Consider the following 15,532-nt stretch of genomic DNA (forward strand, 5'->3'; position numbering starts at 1 on the left):
CATGCTTGACCCGACCCTGAGCGACTGGCTCGACCGCCAGGCCGACGCCCTCGACCGCGGCGACGCCGATCCCGCCGCGCTGCTGCCGCGCCTGGCCGCCGCCGGCGTGCTCGGCGTGGCGGTGGAGGAACGCCTCGGCGGCGCCGGCGGCACGCTCGCCGACGCGGTGGAGCGGGTGGCCGCAGTGGCGGCGCGCTCGCTGACCGCGGCGTTCGTCTTCTGGGGCCAGCGCGCCTTCATCGAGTACCTGTTGCAGAGTCCCAACCAGGAACTGCGCCAACGCCTGCTCGGCGACCTGCTGGCCGGCCGCCTGGCCGGCGCCACCGGGCTGTCCAACGCGATGAAGTTCCTTTCCGGGATCGAGGCGCTGCAGGTGGTGGCGCACGCGGAGGAGGCCGGCTGGCGCCTGGACGGTCGCCTGCCGTGGGTGACCAACCTGCGCAGCGGCGATTTCGTGGTGGCGGCGGCGATCGAACACGGGGAGGGCGGCAAGCCCTTCGTCCTGGCGATTCCCGAAGGCCTCGCCGGCTTGCAGCGCTCGGCGGACCTGCGCCTGCTCGGCCTGCAATGCAGCAACACCGCCGCCCTCGATCTGCGCGCGGTGGCGGTCGGGCGCGACTGGCTGTTGCACGACGACGCCCGGCAGTTCCTGCCACGGGTGCGCCCGGCCTTCCTCGGCCTGCAATGCGGCATGGCCATCGGCCTGGCGCGCCGCGCACTGGACGAAGTGCAGCGGCACCTGGGCGGCAGCCGTTCGCTCCTGGATGGCGAGCTGGCGGCACAGCGCGAAACCCTCGACGGGCACGTGGCGGCGCTGCACGCCGGACTGGCCAGCGGCGAGTTCGCCAGTCAGCCGGCACGCCTGTTCCGCATCCGCATCGGGCTCGCCGAAGCCGCCGCCAATGCCGTGCAACTGGAGTTGCAGGCCAGCGGCGGCAAGGCCTACCTGAGCGAGCACGGCGCCGGTTTCGCCCGCCGCTGGCGCGAGTCGGCGTTCGTCCCGATCGTCACCCCGAGCCTGGTGCAACTGCGCGCCGAACTGCAACGCCAGGCCGAGGCCAAGGCATGAGCGAGGCGCTCCTCGACGCTCGCGGGATCGCCCTCGGCTATCCGCGCGGTGCCGGCTGGCAGGCGGTGCTCGGCGATTTCGAATTGCGCCTGGGTGCCGGCGAGGTAGTCTCGATCCTCGGTCCCAGCGGCGTCGGCAAGTCCAGCCTGCTGCGCGTGCTGGCCGGCCTGCAGGAGCCGGCCGCCGGCAGCGTGCGGGTACTCGGCGAGCCCCTGCGCGGACCGCATCCGGGCGTCGCGGTGGCGTTCCAGGACCCCAGCCTGCTGCCCTGGCTGAACCTGGAGAAGAACGTCGCCTTCGGCCTCGATTTCGCCCGCCAGCCGCACCTCGACGCGGCCACCCGCCAGGCCCGCGTCGACCAGGCGATCGCCGCGGTCGGCCTGGAGCACGCCCGTGCCCGCTACCCGGCGCAACTCTCCGGCGGCATGGCCCAGCGCACCGCGCTGGCCCGCTGCCTGGCGCGGCAGCCGAAGGTGCTGCTGCTCGACGAACCTTTCGGCGCGCTGGACGAAGTGACCCGCGCCGACATGCAGCAGCTGCTGCTGCGGGCGATCCACGAGCGCGGCACCGCCGTGCTCCTGATCACCCACGATATCGACGAGGCCCTGCTGCTCTCCGAACGCATCCTGCTACTGGGTGACAGCCCGGCGCGGACCCTCGGCGAGTGGCGCATCGACCTGCCGCAGCCACGCGCGGAGCTGGTCGAGGAACTGGGCGCGTTGCGCATCGAGATCCTGAAAACCCTACGGCGGGCGAGCCGCACCCATGCCCATCCCATCGCTCAGCCGGAGGCCTCCCATGTGCCTGGACGACCCGACCCATTCCCGACGTGACATCCTCAAGCTCGCCGCGCTGCTCAGCGCCGCCGGCGCGTTGCCGCTGCTGAGCAGCCTGCAGGCGCGTGCCGCCGCCGAACCCGACGCGCCGGTGCGCATCGGCTACCTGCCGATCACCGACGCCACGCCCTTGCTGGTGGCCCATGCCAACGGCCTGTTCGAGGCCGAGGGCATCCAGGCCGAACGGCCGGTGCTGTTGCGTAGCTGGGCGCAGGTGATCGAGGCGTTCATCTCCGGCCAGGTCAACGTCATCCACCTGCTGTCGCCGATGACCGTCTGGGCCCGCTACGGCAGCAAGGTGCCGGCCAAGGTGGTGGCCTGGAACCACGTCGGCGGCTCGGGGCTCACGGTGGCTCCGGAGATCGCCGACGTGCGCCAGCTCGGCGGCAAGAGCGTGGCGATCCCGTTCTGGTACTCGATCCACAACGTGGTGTTGCAGCAACTGCTGCGCGACAACGGCCTGCGCGCGGTGAGCCGAGCGGTGGGCGCGGCGCTGGCCGCCGACGAGGTCAACCTGGTGGTGCTGCCACCTTCGGACATGCCGCCGGCGCTGGCCAGCAAGCGCATCCACGGCTACATCGTCGCCGAGCCGTTCAACGCCCTGGCGGAGAACCTCAAGGTCGGCCGGGTACAGCGTTTCACCGGCGATGTCTGGCGCAACCACGCCTGCTGCGTGGTGTTCATGCACGAACACGACCTGGAGCGGCGGCCGCAGTGGTCGCAAAAGGTGGTCAACGCCATCGTCAAGGCCCAGCTATGGACTCGCGAGCACCGCGCCGAGGCCGCACAGTTGCTGTCCAAGGCCGGAGCCAACCGCTACACGCCGCACGCGCCGGAGGTCCTCGGCCGGGTGCTGGCGCCGGGCGCCGAGGAGCAGCAGGCCTATCTCGCCAGCGGCGCGATCCGCCACGCCGACTGGCAGGAGCGGCGCATCGACTTCCAGCCCTATCCCTATCCGAGCTACACCGAGGAACTGGTGCGGCGGCTGAAAGACACCCTGATCGAAGGCAATAATGCCTTCCTCGCCAGCCTCGATCCGCGCCAGGTGGCCAGTGATCTGGTGGACGACCGCTTCGTCCGCCAGGCCCTGGCAGAGGTCGGCGGGTTGCAGGCGTTCGGCCTCGCCGAGGGCTTCCAGCGCAGCGAGGAGATCAGCCCGTGAGGCAGACCCTGCGCCAGGGTGCGCTGGGCGTTGCCGGGCTGCTGGCGCTGTTCGCCCTGTGGTGGCTCGGCGTGGCCCTGTTCGGCGCCGCCGACGGCCTTTCGGCACGCTTCTCGCCGCAGGCGACGTTGCTCAGCCTGGGTGAACTGCTGGAGCGCCGCGAACTCTACGAGCATGTGCTGGTGAGCCTGAAACGGGTCCTGCTGGGCTTGTTCCTGGCGCTGCTGGTGGGAGTGCCGCTGGGGCTGCTGGTGGGCGCCTCGCGCAACCTGGAAGCGGCGACCACTCCGGCGTTCCAGTTCCTGCGGATGATCTCGCCGCTGTCGTGGATGCCCATCGCGGTGATGCTGATGGGCGTGGGCGACCAGCCGATCTATTTCCTGCTGGCCTTCGCCGCGCTCTGGCCGATCCTGCTGAATACCGCCGCCGGCGTGCGCCAGCTCGACCCGCGCTGGCTGCAACTGAGCCGCAGCCTCGCCGCCACGCCCTGGGAAACCCTGCGCCGGGTGATCCTGCCGGGCATCCTCGGCCATGTGCTGACCGGCGTGCGCCTGGCCATCGGCATCCTCTGGATCGTCCTGGTGCCCTGCGAGATGCTCGGCGTCAGCGCCGGGCTCGGCTACTACATCCTCGACACCCGCGATCGCCTGGCGTACTCCGAGCTGATGGCGATGGTGCTGCTGATCGGCCTGCTCGGCTACCTGCTCGACGCCGCGGCGCGCGGACTCTACCGGCGCTGGGCGCACGGAGCGCTCGGGTAGGACGAGGTACCGGTGCGCTGGCGGATAGCGCCGGGGCGCTATTCGCCCTACGGGGTTCGGGGCTCGGGTGGGGCGGGCGAATGTGTTGATCCACCAACACTTGCCCAGCAGTTGCGCCCGCACAGTGACAGGGGCTTGCCACCCAGGCCTTGTCCGGCGCGGCCCCGCGGCCCGGCACGGGCTGTGCACGGGGTGCCGGATGCACAGGCAAGCCAAGGAGTCCCCATGCCGCGCGAAATCCGTCTCAACGCCTTCGAAATGAACTGTGTCGGCCACCAGTCGCCCGGCCTCTGGGCGCATCCGCGCGACCGCTCCTCGCAGTACAAGGACCTGGAGTACTGGACCGACCTGGCGCGGTTGCTCGAACGCGGCCGTTTCGACGGACTGTTCATCGCCGACGTGCTGGGCATCTACGATGTGCTCGACGGCAATGGCGACGCGGCGATCCGCCAGGCCGCCCAGGTACCGGTGAACGACCCGCTGGCGCTGATCACGCCGATGGCCGCGGTGACTCGCCACCTGGGCTTCGGCCTGACCGCCTCGCTGTCCTTCGAGCATCCCTATCCCTTCGCCCGCCGACTCTCGACCCTGGACCACCTGACCAAGGGCCGGATCGGCTGGAACGTAGTGACCTCCTACCTGGAAAGCGGCGCGCGCAACCTCGGCCAGCAGGCCCAGCTCGACCACGACCGCCGCTACGACTATGCCGACGAATACCTACAGGTGCTCTACAAGCTCTTCGAAGGCAGTTGGGAGGACGGAGCGGTGCTCCGCGACCGTCGCCGAAGGATCTTCAGCGACCCGGGCAAGATCCACGAGATCCGCCATGTCGGCGAGCACTTCCAGGTACCCGGCATCCATCTCTGCGAACCGTCGCCGCAGCGCACGCCGGTGCTCTACCAGGCCGGCGCGTCGAGTCGTGGCAAGCGCTTCGCCGCCGAGCACGCCGAGTGCGTGTTCGTCGCCGCGCCATCGAAGACCGTGCTCAAGCAGGCGGTCGCCGACATCCGCCAGCGCGTCGCCGAGGCCGGCCGCGATCCGCGCAAGGTACTGGTGTTCAACCTGCAGACGGTGGTGCTGGGCGAAACCGACGCCAAGGCCAGGGCCAAGTTCGACGAATACCGCGCCTTCGTCAGCTACGAAGGCGCCCTGGCGCTGATCTCCGGCTGGACCGGGATCGACTTCGGCCAGTATCGGCCGGACCAGGTGCTGCGGCACATCCACACCAATGCCATCCAATCGGCGGTGGAAGCGTTTTCCAGCGCCGATCCGAAGCGCACCTGGACGGTCCGCGAGCTGGCCGACTGGGTCGGTATCGGCGGCTTCGGCCCGCTGTTCGTCGGCAGCCCGGCGACCGTCGCCGACCTGTTGCAGGAGTGGGTGGAGGACACCGACGTGGATGGCTTCAACCTGGCCTATGCGCTGGCCCACGAAACCTTCAGCGACGTGGTCGAATTGCTGGTGCCGGAGTTGCAGAAGCGCGGGGTGTACAAGACCGAATATGCGCCGGGGACTCTGCGCGAGAAGTTGTTCGGCGACGGCCCGCGGCTGCCGGATTCCCATCCGGCGGCCGGCTATCGCGACCTGCGGGCGCTCTGGGAGAAGGAGGCCGGGCGCAACGCGCTGCCGGCCTGACCTGGGCGGACGGCGGATGACGCCGGTGGCGATATCCGCCCCAGGACCCGGGACGGCTCCTAGAGCCAGGCGTGCCGCGGTGGCTTCACCCCATTCAACTGGTAGTTGCCGATGGCATGGTATTTCCAGCGCACCGGGTCATGCAGGGTGTGGGTGCGGGCGTTGCGCCAGTGGCGGTCGAGATTGAGTTCCTCCAGGGTCGAGCGCGTGCCGGCCAGTTCGAACAGCCGGTTGGCGGCGAGCAGGGCGGCTTCGGTGGTGAGCACCTTGGCCTCGGCCACCGCGATCGAGGCGGCGGCCACGCTCTCCTCGTCGGGGGCGGCGAGCGCCGCTTCGATGGCGTCGGCCGCCAGGTCGAGCACGGCTTCCGCGGCGCGCACGCGGATGCGCAGGTCGCCGACCTGCTGGATGGTGTAGGGGTCTTCCCAGGCATGCTGCTGGTTGGCGTCTATCCATGGCCGCGCGTGGCGGCGCACCTGCTGCACGGTCTCGGCGAGGATGCCACGGGCGATGCCGGCGTCGATGGCGGCCTGGATGAACTGCGATACGGCGCCGGCGGCGGTGGGGCGGTCGAAGGCGCGGTGCACCGGGATGACGTGCTCGGCCGGCACCCGCACGTTGTCCAGGATGACGGTGCCGCTGGCGGTGGTGCGCTGGCCGAAGCCGGACCAGTCGTCGATCACCGTCAGCCCCGGCGCGTCGCGCGGGATGAACGCCAGGTGCGCGCGCTGCTCGGCGTCGAGGCCGACGGCCGGTACCCAGTGGGCGAGCAGGGCGCCGCTCGAATAGAACTTGCGGCCGTCGATGCGGAACCCGTCGCCATCCGCCAGCACTCGTGTCTGGAATTCGGCGACGGTACGGCTGTGGCGTTCGGAGAAGGCGTTGCCGAAGCGCACGCCGTCTAGCACCAGGCCGTAGAAGAAGCGTTTCTGCTCCTCGCTGCCGTCCAGGCGCAAATGGTCGAGCACCGCCAGGTGGTTCTGCGGCAACTGCGCCAGGGACGGGTCTACCGCGGCGATGGTCTTCAGTACTTCGGCCAGGGTCCGGTAGCCGACCTCGGCGCCGCCGTAGGCGCGCGGTACGCTGATGCCCCACAGGCCGCTCTGCGAGAAGGCTTCCAGTTCGGCCACCGGCAGCCGGCGCTGGCGGTCGCGCAGCGAGGCTTCCTCGGCGAACAGCCCGGCCAGTTCGTGGGCGACGCGGATCGCCTCGGCGTCGTCGGCGATGCGCCGGGCCGGGGTCCGTGGCAGCGGTTGCCGATAGGGATCGGCGGCGTTCTTTTCCAGTGCGCTCATGGCAACTCCTTGCGATGGGATGGGCGAGGTTCAGCGGGACGCCGTGGCCGGACCGCTGCCGATCTGCCAGACGTAGGGCGGCTCGCTGCCGTTGATCTCCCAGTCGCCGACGATCCGTTGCTTGTAGATCAGGGGATTGTGCGAGGCGGCGGTGCGCGCATTGCGCCAGTGGCGGTCGAGCTGCTTGCCGCGGCCGACGGCGGAAGCGCCGCTGGCGTCGAACAGCTCGCTGGTGGCCTGCAACACCAGTTCGGCGACGATCGCCTGGGCCTTGGCCGATTCGATCTCGGCGGCGACATTGGCCTCCTTCTCCGCCTGCGGGTCGCCTACGAAGCGCGCCAGGTAGGCGCGCTGGGCCGCTTCGGCGGCGCGCAGGGTGGCCGCCTCGGCGGCGTAGACGCGCGCGGCGATGCGCCCGACCACCTGCTGCACCTGGGGATCCTGGCTGACTCGCGGGGCATTGCCGTGGCTGTAGATACGGGTCCGCCCGCGCACCTCGGCGGCGACGTCGCGCAAGGCGGCGCGGCCGGTGCCGGCCAGCACCGCGAGCAGGACCAACTGGTAGAACGCGGTCTGGTACTTGAAGCGGCTGGCGAAGTCGATGAGGTTCTCTTCCTCCACCTCGGCGTCCTCGAACCGCGACGTGCCGCTGCCGGTGGTGCGCTGGCCGAAGCCGTCCCAGTCGTCGCTCTGGCGCACGCCGGGCTGGTCGGTGCGGATCGCCGCGATCACGTCGGCGCCGGTGTCGTCGCGCTGGGCATACAGATCGATCCAGTCGGAGAAGAGGCTACCGGTGCTGTAGTACTTGCTGCCGTTCACCACCCAGCGACCGTCGTCCTTGCGCGAGACGCGGGTGAGCACTTCGCCCAGCCGTACCGAACCGACCTCGGTCCAGGCGCAGCCGACCAGGTCGCCCTCGACGAAGCGCCGCAGCCAACGGTCGCGGCCAGGGCCGGGCTCGGCATTGAGACGGTCCTCGACGAAGGCGAAGTGGCCGCGCAGGGCCTGGGTGATGTTGGAGTCGGCCTCGGCCAGTTCGATCAGCAACTGAACCAACTGCGGCAGCGAGGCGCCGGCGCCGCCGTGCTCGCGCGGCACGCGCACGGCGCCGAAGCCGGCCTGCTTGAGCCAGGCGATCGCCTCGTGGGGCAGTTCGCGTTGCCGTTCGCGCTCGACGGCGCCTTCGGCGATGCGCGCGAAGATCGGTCGGAAACGCTGGGCGAGCAGTTCGTAGTCGGCGCCTTCGGAGAGACTGGCGGCGGTGGCTTCGGGATGGACGCGGGCGTTCATGCGGACTCCTGGTAGGCAGCGGGGCCGTCCGGTCGACGGCTACCCTGGAGTCCGGGCTGTTGCACAGCCTGTGCCGACCCGCGCAGGCCACTGGTTGCGCGGGTTCGCGCGAGCAGGAGGTGTTGCCGGGGCGGCAGCCTGTTGCGCGGCTGCTGCCTGGCGGACAGTGGGGGAGGTGGCGGCAGGTCCCTCTCCCGGCGGGAGAGGGACAGGCGCTTCAGAAGATGTAGTCGGTGGTGAGGAAGTTCGACGCGCGGTTGCGGATGATCTCGCTGACCAGGGTCTTGTTCGCCTCGGTGTCGCGGGTCGCCACCAGGGTGCGGATGGAGAACACCCGCAGCGCGTCATGGACCGACAGGGTGCCTTCCGCCGAATTCTTCCGGCCGTTGAACGGGTAGCTGTCCGGGCCGCGCTGGCACTGGGCGTTGACGTTGATCCGGCCGACCTGGTTGGCGAAGGCGTCGACCAGCCGGCCGATCTGCGCCGGGTCGTTGCCGAACAGGCTCAACTGCTGGCCGTAGTCGGAGCGCAGGACGTAGTCGATCACCTCGTCCAGCTCGCGATAGGGCACCACCGGCACCAGCGGACCGAACTGCTCCTCGTGGTAGAGGCGCATGTCCGGGCTCACCGGACTCAGCAGAGCGGGGTAGAAGAAACTTTGCCGATGCTCGCCGCCGCCCGCATTGACCACTCGTGCGCCCTTGGCCAGGGCGTCGTTCAGCAGGCCTTCGAGGTAGTCGACCTTGCCCGGCTCCGGCAGCGGCGTCAGCGCCACTCCCGGTTCCCACGGCATGCCCGGCTTGAGGCTGGCCAGGCGCGCGCTGAACTTGTCGAGGAACGGTTGCAGCACGCTTTCGTGGACGAACAGGATCTTCAGCGCGGTGCAGCGCTGGCCGTTGAAGGACAGCGCGCCGGTGACCGCCTCGTTCACCGCGTTGTCCAGGTCGACCTGCGGCAGGACGATGCCCGGGTTCTTCGCGTCCAGGCCGAGGGCGGCGCGCAGGCGGTGCGGGCGGGGGTGCAGCTTCTTCAGGTCGCTGGCGCCGGAATGGGTGCCGATGAAGGCGAACACGTCGACCTTGCCGCTGGCCATCAGCGCCGACACGGTTTCCCGGCCGCGTCCGTAGATGACGTTGATCACTCCCGGCGGGAAGCTGTCGCGGAAGGCTTCCAGCAGCGGGCGGATCAGCAGCACGCCGAACTTGGCCGGCTTGAACACCACCGTATTGCCCATGATCAGCGCCGGGATCAGGGTGGTGAAGGTTTCGTTCAGCGGGTAGTTGTACGGCCCCATGCACAGCGCCACGCCCAGCGGCACCCGGCGGATCTGGCCGAGGGTGCCCTGTTCCAGCTCGAAACGGCTGGAGCGGCGGTCGAGTTCCTTCAGCGCTTCGATGGTATCGACGATGTAGTCGCAGGTGCGGTCGAACTCTTTCTCGGAGTCCTTGAGGTTCTTGCCGATTTCCCACATCAGCAGCTTGACCACCGCCTCGCGTTGCTCGCGCATCCGCGCCAGGAAGCGTTCGACGTGCTGGATGCGCTCGGCCACCCGCAGGTTCGGCCACAGGCCCTGGCCGTGGTCGTAGGCCCGCACCGCGGCGTCGAGCGCGGCGAGCGCGGCGTCGGCGTCGAGCAGCGGGGTGCTGCCGAGGATCACCTGGCGCTCGCCGTCGGCCTCGGCGAGGAATACCGGGCTGCGTACCGGCGCCAGCGGGCCGTCCCAATGTCGCAGTTGGCCGTCGACCAGGTAGTCGCGCTGCTCGATGGGGGCGTCGGGGCGGTACTGCTCGGGAATGGCGTCGAGGCTGGGAAACAGCGAATCGAGGTGGAGCGGGGCGGTCATGGCGGGTCCTCGAATGACGTGGGTGAAAGGCATGGGACTGTTGTAGCGCGGTCCGGGGCGAAGGTAAATCGTTTCAGCAGGAAAACCGTCGCGCAGTTGCCGGAAGTCAGCCTTTGCTCCCACTTCGCGGGGAGGCGGGAGCAAAGGCACGGCACCGTCTGGCTTCAGGCGTCGGCGGTAGGCTCTTCGCGGGGCTGCGCCGGCGGCGGCTCAAGCAATTCCTGCTGCTCGGCATAGCGCTGGCGGATATCGAAGTCGCGCGGCCAGCGCGAGGCTTCGTGGTCGGGGCGTTGCATCGGTTCGGTCATGGCTGGACTCCGGTCGGGCTGGTGCTCAGAGCACCAGCGACAGCAACAGGATGAAGACCAGGCCGACCACGGAGAGGATGGTCTCCATCGCGGTCCAGGTCTTGAAGGTCTCGCTGACGCTCATGTTGAAGTACTGCTTGACCAGCCAGAACCCGGCGTCGTTGACATGGGAGAGGATCAGCGAGCCGGCGCCGGTGGCGAGCACCAGCAACTCGCGGTTGACGCCGGGAATCAGGTCGATCACCGGCACCACGATGCCGGCCCCGGTGATGGTGGCGACGGTGGCCGAGCCGGTGGCGATGCGGATCACCGCGGCCACCAGCCAGGCCAGCAGGATCGGCGAGATCTGCGCGTTCACCGCGAGATGGCCGATGACGTCGCCGACCCCGCTGGCCACCAGCATCTGCTTGAAGCCGCCGCCGGCGCCGATGATCATCACGATGGCGGCGGTCGGCGCCAGGCTCTGGTCGAGCAGCCTGAGGATCTTCTTCGAGTCGAAGCCACGGGCGTAGCCGAAGGTATAGAGCGCCACCAGCAGGGCCAGGAGCAGGGCGCTGATCGGATGGCCGATCATGTCCATCCAGGCGCGGAACGCGTGGCCATCGGGGAAGGCGACGTCGGCGAAGGTCTTCAGCAGCATCAGGAACACCGGCAGCAGCACGGTCGCCAGGGTCACGCCGAAGCTGGGCAGGTCCTGGGTCTCGGGCTCGTGGGCGATCTGCTCGACCAGTTCCGCCGATGGCGTGCCGGGGATGTAGCGCGAGACCAGCGCGCCGAACAGTGGGCCGGCGATGGCGGCGGTGGGCAGGGCGACGATCAGGCCGTAGAGGATGGTCTTGCCGATGTCGGCGCCGAACACGCCGATCGCCAGCAGCGGGCCGGGGTGCGGCGGCACCAGACCGTGCACCGCGGAAAGGCCGGCGAGCAACGGGATGCCGATCTTGATCAGGGACACGCCGCTGCGCCGGGCGACGATGAACACCAGCGGGATCAGCAGGATGAAGCCGATCTCGAAGAACAGCGGGATGCCCACCAGGAACGCGGCGAGCATCATCGACCAGTGCACCCGCTCCTTGCCGAAGGCGCGGATCAGGGTGCGGGCGATCTGGTCGGCGCCGCCGGAATCGGCCATCAGCTTGCCGAGCATGGTGCCCAGGGCGAGGATCACGCCGACGAAGCCGAGCACGCCGCCGAAGCCGTCCTGGAAGGATTTGACGATCTTCTCCACCGGCATCCCCGAGGTCAGGCCGAGGAAGCCGGCGGCGATGATCAGGGCGATGAAGGGATGCACCTTGAAGCGGGTGATCAGCACGATCAGGCCGATGATGGTCACCAGGGCGTCGAGGAGCAGGTAGGCATCGTGTGACATGCCGAACATGGAGGGCTCTCCTTTTGTCGTTGTTCTACCGGAGTTGCTGTTTCATTGAAGGAAGCGCCTTTTCGGGGTAGCGCTATCTTTGTCGGACAAGCGAAAGACTTCAGGCGGCGGCGTGCTCCAGCCACCAGGCGTGGGCGGCCTGCGCCAGGCATTCCACCGGCAGGGTGGCGTCCAGGCGCAGGGTCAGGGGTTCGTCGAGCGGCGGCTCGAGGGCGGCGAACTGGCTGTCGATCAGGGTCGCCGGCATGAAGTGGCCGGGGCGCTGGGCGACGCGCTCGGCGGCGACCGCCGGGGTCAGTTCCAGGTAGACGATGCCGAGGCCGGGCACCGCGCGGCGCAACCGGTCGCGGTAGGCGCGCTTGAGGGCGGAACAGGTCAGTACCGGCAGCTTGCCGGCGGCCACCGCCTGGCGCAGCTGCTCGGCGAGGGTGTCCAGCCAGCCGGCGCGGTCGTCGTCGGTGAGGGGGATGCCGGCGCTCATCTTGCGGATGTTGGCGGCGGGATGGAAGCTGTCGCCTTCGATGCCGTGGGCGCCGCTGCGCTGGCAGAGGGCCTGGCTGACGCTGGACTTGCCGCAACCGGCGACACCCATGATGACCAGGGCTTGGAGGGATGGATGCATGGAACACCTCAAGCGTGAGACAGCGCTGTCTTTGCGACCTGGAAAAAATCGCGCGAGCCTGGCTCCGCCTTCTTGTCGTTGTGGTCTGTCGAATCCCGCGCGGGCAGTGGCGGACAGGCCGCCTCAGGCGATTGCCCAGGTCGCGAGACAGCGCTACCTTAGTGCCTGGAATTTTGTTTGGCAAGCAGGCCACGATGAGCATCACCAAGAACGACAAGAACACGCGAACCACCGGACGTCCCACCCTCAACGAAGTCGCGCGCCGCGCCGGGGTCAGCCCGATCACCGCGTCGCGCGCGTTGCGCGGCGTCGCCAGCGTCGCCGAAGAACTGGCGCAGAAGGTCCGCGACGCCGCCCGCGAACTCGGCTACGTGGCCAACCCCGCGGCGCGCGCGCTGGCCTCGGCGCAAAGCCACAGCGTGGCGGTGCTGGTGCCGTCGCTGGCCAACCTGCTGTTCATCGAGACCCTCGAGGCGATCCACGCGGTACTGCGGCCGCAGGGCCTGGAGGTGCTGATCGGCAACTTTCACTACTCGCGCAACGAGGAAGAGGACCTGATCCGCAACTACCTGGCCTACCAGCCGCGCGGCCTGCTGCTGACCGGCTTCGAGCGCACCGAGAGCGCCCGGCGGATGATCGAGGCCAGTGGCATTCCCTGCGTGTACATGATGGACCTGGACTCCGGCGCCGGGCTCAATTGCGTCGGCTTCTCCCAGTTGCGCGCCGGCGAGGCCGCTGCCGAGCACCTGCTGGCACGCGGCCGCAGGCGCCTGGCCTACATCGGCGCCCAGCTCGACCAGCGCACCCTGCTGCGCGGCGAGGGGTTCCGCCGCGCCTTGCAAAAAGCCGGCTGCTACGACCCGGGGCTGGAAATCCTTACGCCGCGGCCGTCCTCGGTGGCCCTCGGCGGCGAACTCTTCGTGCAGTTGCTGGCCAGCCAGCCGCAGGTCGACGGGGTGTTCTTCTGCAACGACGACCTGGCCCAGGGCGCGCTGTTGGAGGCCCTGCGCCGTGGGGTCAAGGTGCCGGAGCAGATCGCCGTGCTCGGTTTCAACGACCTGCCGGGTTCGGACTGCACGGTCCCGCGCCTGAGCAGCATCCGCACCCCGCGCGAAGCCATCGGCCGGCGCGCGGCGGAGCAGTTGCTGGCGCTGATCGCCGGCAAGGAGGTGCGCGATAGCGCGCTGGACATGGGGTTCGAGCTGATGGCGCGGGAGAGCACCTGAACCCGCGGCCCGACGGTGCGGCCGTTCAGGGACATGTCGAGGGTTGGGCAGCGCCGCCGGACGGAACGGCTTGCCGGGTAGGGCGAATAGCGCCGCGGGCGCTATCCGCCGTTACGCCGGGTTTCACGGCGGATAACCGCGAGCGGTTATTCGCCCTACGGGGACATGTCGAGGGTTGGGCAGCGTCGCCGGGCGTAACGGCTTGCCGGTAGGGCGAATAGCGCCGCAGGCGCTATCCGCCGTTACGCCGGGTTTCACGGCGGATAACCGCGAGCGGTTATTCGCCCTACGGGGGCGTGTCGAGGGCTGGCAGCGCCTCCGGGCGTAATGGCTCGCCGTTACGCCGGTGTCTCAAGCCACCGCGTAGTAATGCTTGACGAAGCCGCCGTCGGCAACCTCCCAGAGCACCGGGGTGCCCTTGCTGACGAACCAGCTGTCGCCGGCCTTGTAGAGCGTGCTCTGGCCGGTGGACTCGTCGGTGAGGCGGACCTCGCCGCTGACCACCGTGGCCTGTTCGCTGAACGGATAGGTCATGCGGAACTTGCCGGCGGTGGTGCCGAAGTAGGCGGCGCTGACCGGGTCGGTGGGGGCGCCGGCGGTCATCTTGCCGAAGGCTTTCACCTCGCCTTCGAGGATCTCCGAGCCGAGGTCGGCGACGCTGCCCCAGGCGTCCAGTTCATCGAGGGTGATGCCGTGGCGGATAACGGTAATGGCCATGGGAATGCTCCTTGTAGAGTGATCGGTAGGTTTCAGCGCCGGCCGTTCCAGTAGCCGGAGAGCTGGTGCCAGGTCTTGCCCGCGCTGAGCAGCAGCGGGCGGAAGTGGTCCTTGCCGTGGATCGGGATGCGGCGCACCGAGCTGAGCAGGTCGTAGCGCGCCGAGCCTTCGCTCATGCCTTCGGCGAGGACCTTGCAGACGATGTGGCTGGGGGTCACGCCGAACCCGGAATAACCCTGGACGAAGAACGCGTTGGGCCGCCCCGAGAGGCTGCCGATCTGCGGGAACAGGTTGGCGCTGCAAGCCATCGGCCCACCCCAGGCGAGGTCGATGCGGACGTGCTCCAGGTAGGGGAAGATCTTCAGCATCAGCTTGCGGTTCCAGGCCTTGAGGTCGCCGGGTATGCGTTCGACGAAGGGCGTGGCGGCGCCGAACAGCAGGCGGTTCTCGTTGGTCACCCGGTAGTAGTCGATGACCGGGCGGATGTCGCTGTAGGCGCCGCGGATCGGGCTGATCCGCTGGATCAGTTCGTCCGGCAGCGGCTCGGTCATCATCTGGAACGCGTAGGTATTGATGGTGGTGCGGTGCAGCTCGGGTTCGAGCCGGTTGAGGAAGCTGTCGCAGGCCCAGAGCAGCTTGTTCGCGGTGACCGAGCCCTTGGCCGTGCGCACGCGGATGCGCTCGCCGTATTGCACCTCCAGCGCCGGGCTGTATTCGAATATCCGTGCGCCGAGGCCGGCCAGCGCCTTGGCTTCGCCGAGCAGCAGGTTGAGCGAGTGCACATGGCCGCCGCCCATGTGCAGCAGGGCGCTGCCGTAGGCGTCCGAGCCGATGATCTGGCGCACCTCGGCACCGTGCAGGTAACGGATCTCATGGGGCGAGCCGAGCGACCGGAACTCCTTTTCCCAGGCCTGCAGGGTCTTCGCCTGGCGCGCGTTGAAGCCCATGTAACCGTAGCCGTGGCAGAAGTCGGCGTCGATGGCGTACTTCTCGATACGGCCCTTGATGATGTCGGCGCCGAGGTCGCTGATCTCGAAGATCGCACGCAGGCCGTCCTCGCCGACGTCCTTGCGGATCTTCTCCAGGTCGTGGCCGATGCCGGCCATGATCTGCCCGCCGTTGCGCCCGGTACCGCCGAAGCCGAGGTGGCGGGCCTCCAGCACGACGATGTCGGTGATGCCGTGCTCGGCCAGTTCCAGCGCGGTGTTGATGCCGGAGAAGCCGCCGCCGATCACCACCACGTCGGCGTCCAGGTCGGTTTCCAGGGAGGGGAAGGACAGCTCGTACTTCTTGGTCGCCGTGTAGTAGGTCGGCGTCTCGATGTTGATCATGGATGCGGCCTGGCAAGGGGTGGATGTACCTATTAGACGCTCCGAGGCCGCCGCGGTCT

General features: G+C 69.1%; 14 protein-coding genes. 6 read left to right on the forward strand and 8 right to left on the reverse strand.

Going from position 1 to position 15,532, the window contains the following annotated elements; translation table 11 throughout:
- Window position 1 precedes the first annotated feature (1 nt).
- From VQ067_RS13910 to VQ067_RS13930, 5 genes are all read left to right on the forward strand, one after another.
- Window positions 2-1,069, forward strand: coding sequence for an acyl-CoA dehydrogenase family protein (locus tag VQ067_RS13910; protein ID WP_003117847.1), 1,068 nt, complete (start codon window positions 2-4; stop codon window positions 1,067-1,069).
- Window positions 1,066-1,902, forward strand: a complete 837-nt coding sequence (locus tag VQ067_RS13915; RefSeq protein WP_033990517.1) for an ABC transporter ATP-binding protein — start codon at window positions 1,066-1,068, stop codon at window positions 1,900-1,902. Before VQ067_RS13910 ends, VQ067_RS13915 begins: the two co-directional genes overlap by 4 nt.
- On the forward strand, window positions 1,868-3,067 hold the full coding sequence (locus tag VQ067_RS13920) for an ABC transporter substrate-binding protein (protein ID WP_003107732.1): 1,200 nt from the start codon (window positions 1,868-1,870) through the stop codon (window positions 3,065-3,067). Before VQ067_RS13915 ends, VQ067_RS13920 begins: the two co-directional genes overlap by 35 nt.
- The gene (locus tag VQ067_RS13925; RefSeq protein WP_003089428.1) at window positions 3,064-3,828 is read left to right on the forward strand and encodes an ABC transporter permease; all 765 of its coding nucleotides are present in this window, start codon (window positions 3,064-3,066) and stop codon (window positions 3,826-3,828) included. The genes VQ067_RS13920 and VQ067_RS13925 overlap by 4 nt, the downstream gene beginning before the upstream one ends.
- 225 nt (window positions 3,829-4,053) lie before the next feature.
- The gene (locus tag VQ067_RS13930) at window positions 4,054-5,463 is read left to right on the forward strand and encodes an LLM class flavin-dependent oxidoreductase (protein WP_009316110.1); all 1,410 of its coding nucleotides are present in this window, start codon (window positions 4,054-4,056) and stop codon (window positions 5,461-5,463) included.
- A 59-nt stretch (window positions 5,464-5,522) separates the two neighbouring features.
- On the opposite strand, the gene VQ067_RS13935 is transcribed toward VQ067_RS13930, so the two are convergent.
- The 6 genes from VQ067_RS13935 to VQ067_RS13960 form a co-directional block, all read right to left on the reverse strand.
- Window positions 5,523-6,758 carry an SfnB family sulfur acquisition oxidoreductase gene (locus VQ067_RS13935; protein WP_004349842.1) on the reverse strand — a complete coding sequence of 412 codons (1,236 nt, stop codon included), beginning with the start codon at window positions 6,756-6,758 and terminating at the stop codon, window positions 5,523-5,525.
- A gap of 30 nt (window positions 6,759-6,788) precedes the next feature.
- Window positions 6,789-8,048 carry an acyl-CoA dehydrogenase family protein gene (locus tag VQ067_RS13940; protein WP_009316108.1) on the reverse strand — a complete coding sequence of 420 codons (1,260 nt, stop codon included), beginning with the start codon at window positions 8,046-8,048 and terminating at the stop codon, window positions 6,789-6,791.
- Between the two features lie 217 nt (window positions 8,049-8,265).
- Window positions 8,266-9,891 carry an NADP-dependent glyceraldehyde-3-phosphate dehydrogenase gene (locus tag VQ067_RS13945; RefSeq protein WP_003089420.1) on the reverse strand — a complete coding sequence of 542 codons (1,626 nt, stop codon included), beginning with the start codon at window positions 9,889-9,891 and terminating at the stop codon, window positions 8,266-8,268.
- A 164-nt stretch (window positions 9,892-10,055) separates the two neighbouring features.
- The gene (locus VQ067_RS13950) at window positions 10,056-10,199 is read right to left on the reverse strand and encodes a hypothetical protein (RefSeq protein WP_003111383.1); all 144 of its coding nucleotides are present in this window, start codon (window positions 10,197-10,199) and stop codon (window positions 10,056-10,058) included.
- A gap of 25 nt (window positions 10,200-10,224) precedes the next feature.
- Window positions 10,225-11,577: a GntP family permease gene (locus VQ067_RS13955; protein WP_003107128.1), complete on the reverse strand. Its 1,353-nt coding sequence runs from the start codon at window positions 11,575-11,577 to the stop codon at window positions 10,225-10,227.
- A gap of 100 nt (window positions 11,578-11,677) precedes the next feature.
- On the reverse strand, window positions 11,678-12,199 hold the full coding sequence (locus VQ067_RS13960) for a gluconokinase, GntK/IdnK-type (protein ID WP_033939696.1): 522 nt from the start codon (window positions 12,197-12,199) through the stop codon (window positions 11,678-11,680).
- Window positions 12,200-12,393: 194 nt separating this feature from the next.
- On the opposite strand from VQ067_RS13960, the gene gntR reads away from it, so the two are divergent.
- Window positions 12,394-13,425, forward strand: coding sequence for a LacI family DNA-binding transcriptional regulator GntR (gene gntR, locus VQ067_RS13965; RefSeq protein ID WP_003111384.1), 1,032 nt, complete (start codon window positions 12,394-12,396; stop codon window positions 13,423-13,425).
- Window positions 13,426-13,776: 351 nt separating this feature from the next.
- Here gntR and VQ067_RS13970 read toward each other — a convergent pair whose 3' ends face one another.
- Both VQ067_RS13970 and VQ067_RS13975 read right to left on the reverse strand, forming a co-directional pair.
- Window positions 13,777-14,142 carry a cupin domain-containing protein gene (locus VQ067_RS13970; protein WP_003089408.1) on the reverse strand — a complete coding sequence of 122 codons (366 nt, stop codon included), beginning with the start codon at window positions 14,140-14,142 and terminating at the stop codon, window positions 13,777-13,779.
- A 32-nt stretch (window positions 14,143-14,174) separates the two neighbouring features.
- Complete coding sequence (locus VQ067_RS13975; protein WP_003089406.1) at window positions 14,175-15,473, reverse strand: NAD(P)/FAD-dependent oxidoreductase; 1,299 nt, start codon at window positions 15,471-15,473, stop codon at window positions 14,175-14,177.
- Window positions 15,474-15,532 lie beyond the last annotated feature (59 nt).

Origin of the sequence: Pseudomonas sp. KBN12P06040 (genome assembly GCF_037574965.1) — a bacterium.
Taxonomy (GTDB): Bacteria; Pseudomonadota; Gammaproteobacteria; order Pseudomonadales; family Pseudomonadaceae; genus Pseudomonas; species Pseudomonas aeruginosa.

Bases quoted from the DNA above. Each gene is read 5' to 3' on its own strand.
- VQ067_RS13910 (WP_003117847.1), top strand. From the start codon at position 2: ATGCTTGACCCGACCCTGAGCGACTGGCTCGACCGCCAGGCCGACGCC.
- VQ067_RS13915 (WP_033990517.1), top strand. From the start codon at position 1,066: ATGAGCGAGGCGCTCCTCGACGCTCGCGGGATCGCCCTCGGCTATCCG.
- VQ067_RS13920 (WP_003107732.1), top strand. From the start codon at position 1,868: ATGTGCCTGGACGACCCGACCCATTCCCGACGTGACATCCTCAAGCTC.
- VQ067_RS13930 (WP_009316110.1), top strand. From the start codon at position 4,054: ATGCCGCGCGAAATCCGTCTCAACGCCTTCGAAATGAACTGTGTCGGC.
- VQ067_RS13935 (WP_004349842.1), bottom strand. From the start codon at position 6,758: ATGAGCGCACTGGAAAAGAACGCCGCCGATCCCTATCGGCAACCGCTG.
- VQ067_RS13940 (WP_009316108.1), bottom strand. From the start codon at position 8,048: ATGAACGCCCGCGTCCATCCCGAAGCCACCGCCGCCAGTCTCTCCGAA.
- VQ067_RS13945 (WP_003089420.1), bottom strand. From the start codon at position 9,891: ATGACCGCCCCGCTCCACCTCGATTCGCTGTTTCCCAGCCTCGACGCC.
- VQ067_RS13950 (WP_003111383.1), bottom strand. From the start codon at position 10,199: ATGACCGAACCGATGCAACGCCCCGACCACGAAGCCTCGCGCTGGCCG.
- VQ067_RS13955 (WP_003107128.1), bottom strand. From the start codon at position 11,577: ATGTTCGGCATGTCACACGATGCCTACCTGCTCCTCGACGCCCTGGTG.
- VQ067_RS13960 (WP_033939696.1), bottom strand. From the start codon at position 12,199: ATGCATCCATCCCTCCAAGCCCTGGTCATCATGGGTGTCGCCGGTTGC.
- gntR (WP_003111384.1), top strand. From the start codon at position 12,394: ATGAGCATCACCAAGAACGACAAGAACACGCGAACCACCGGACGTCCC.
- VQ067_RS13970 (WP_003089408.1), bottom strand. From the start codon at position 14,142: ATGGCCATTACCGTTATCCGCCACGGCATCACCCTCGATGAACTGGAC.
- VQ067_RS13975 (WP_003089406.1), bottom strand. From the start codon at position 15,473: ATGATCAACATCGAGACGCCGACCTACTACACGGCGACCAAGAAGTAC.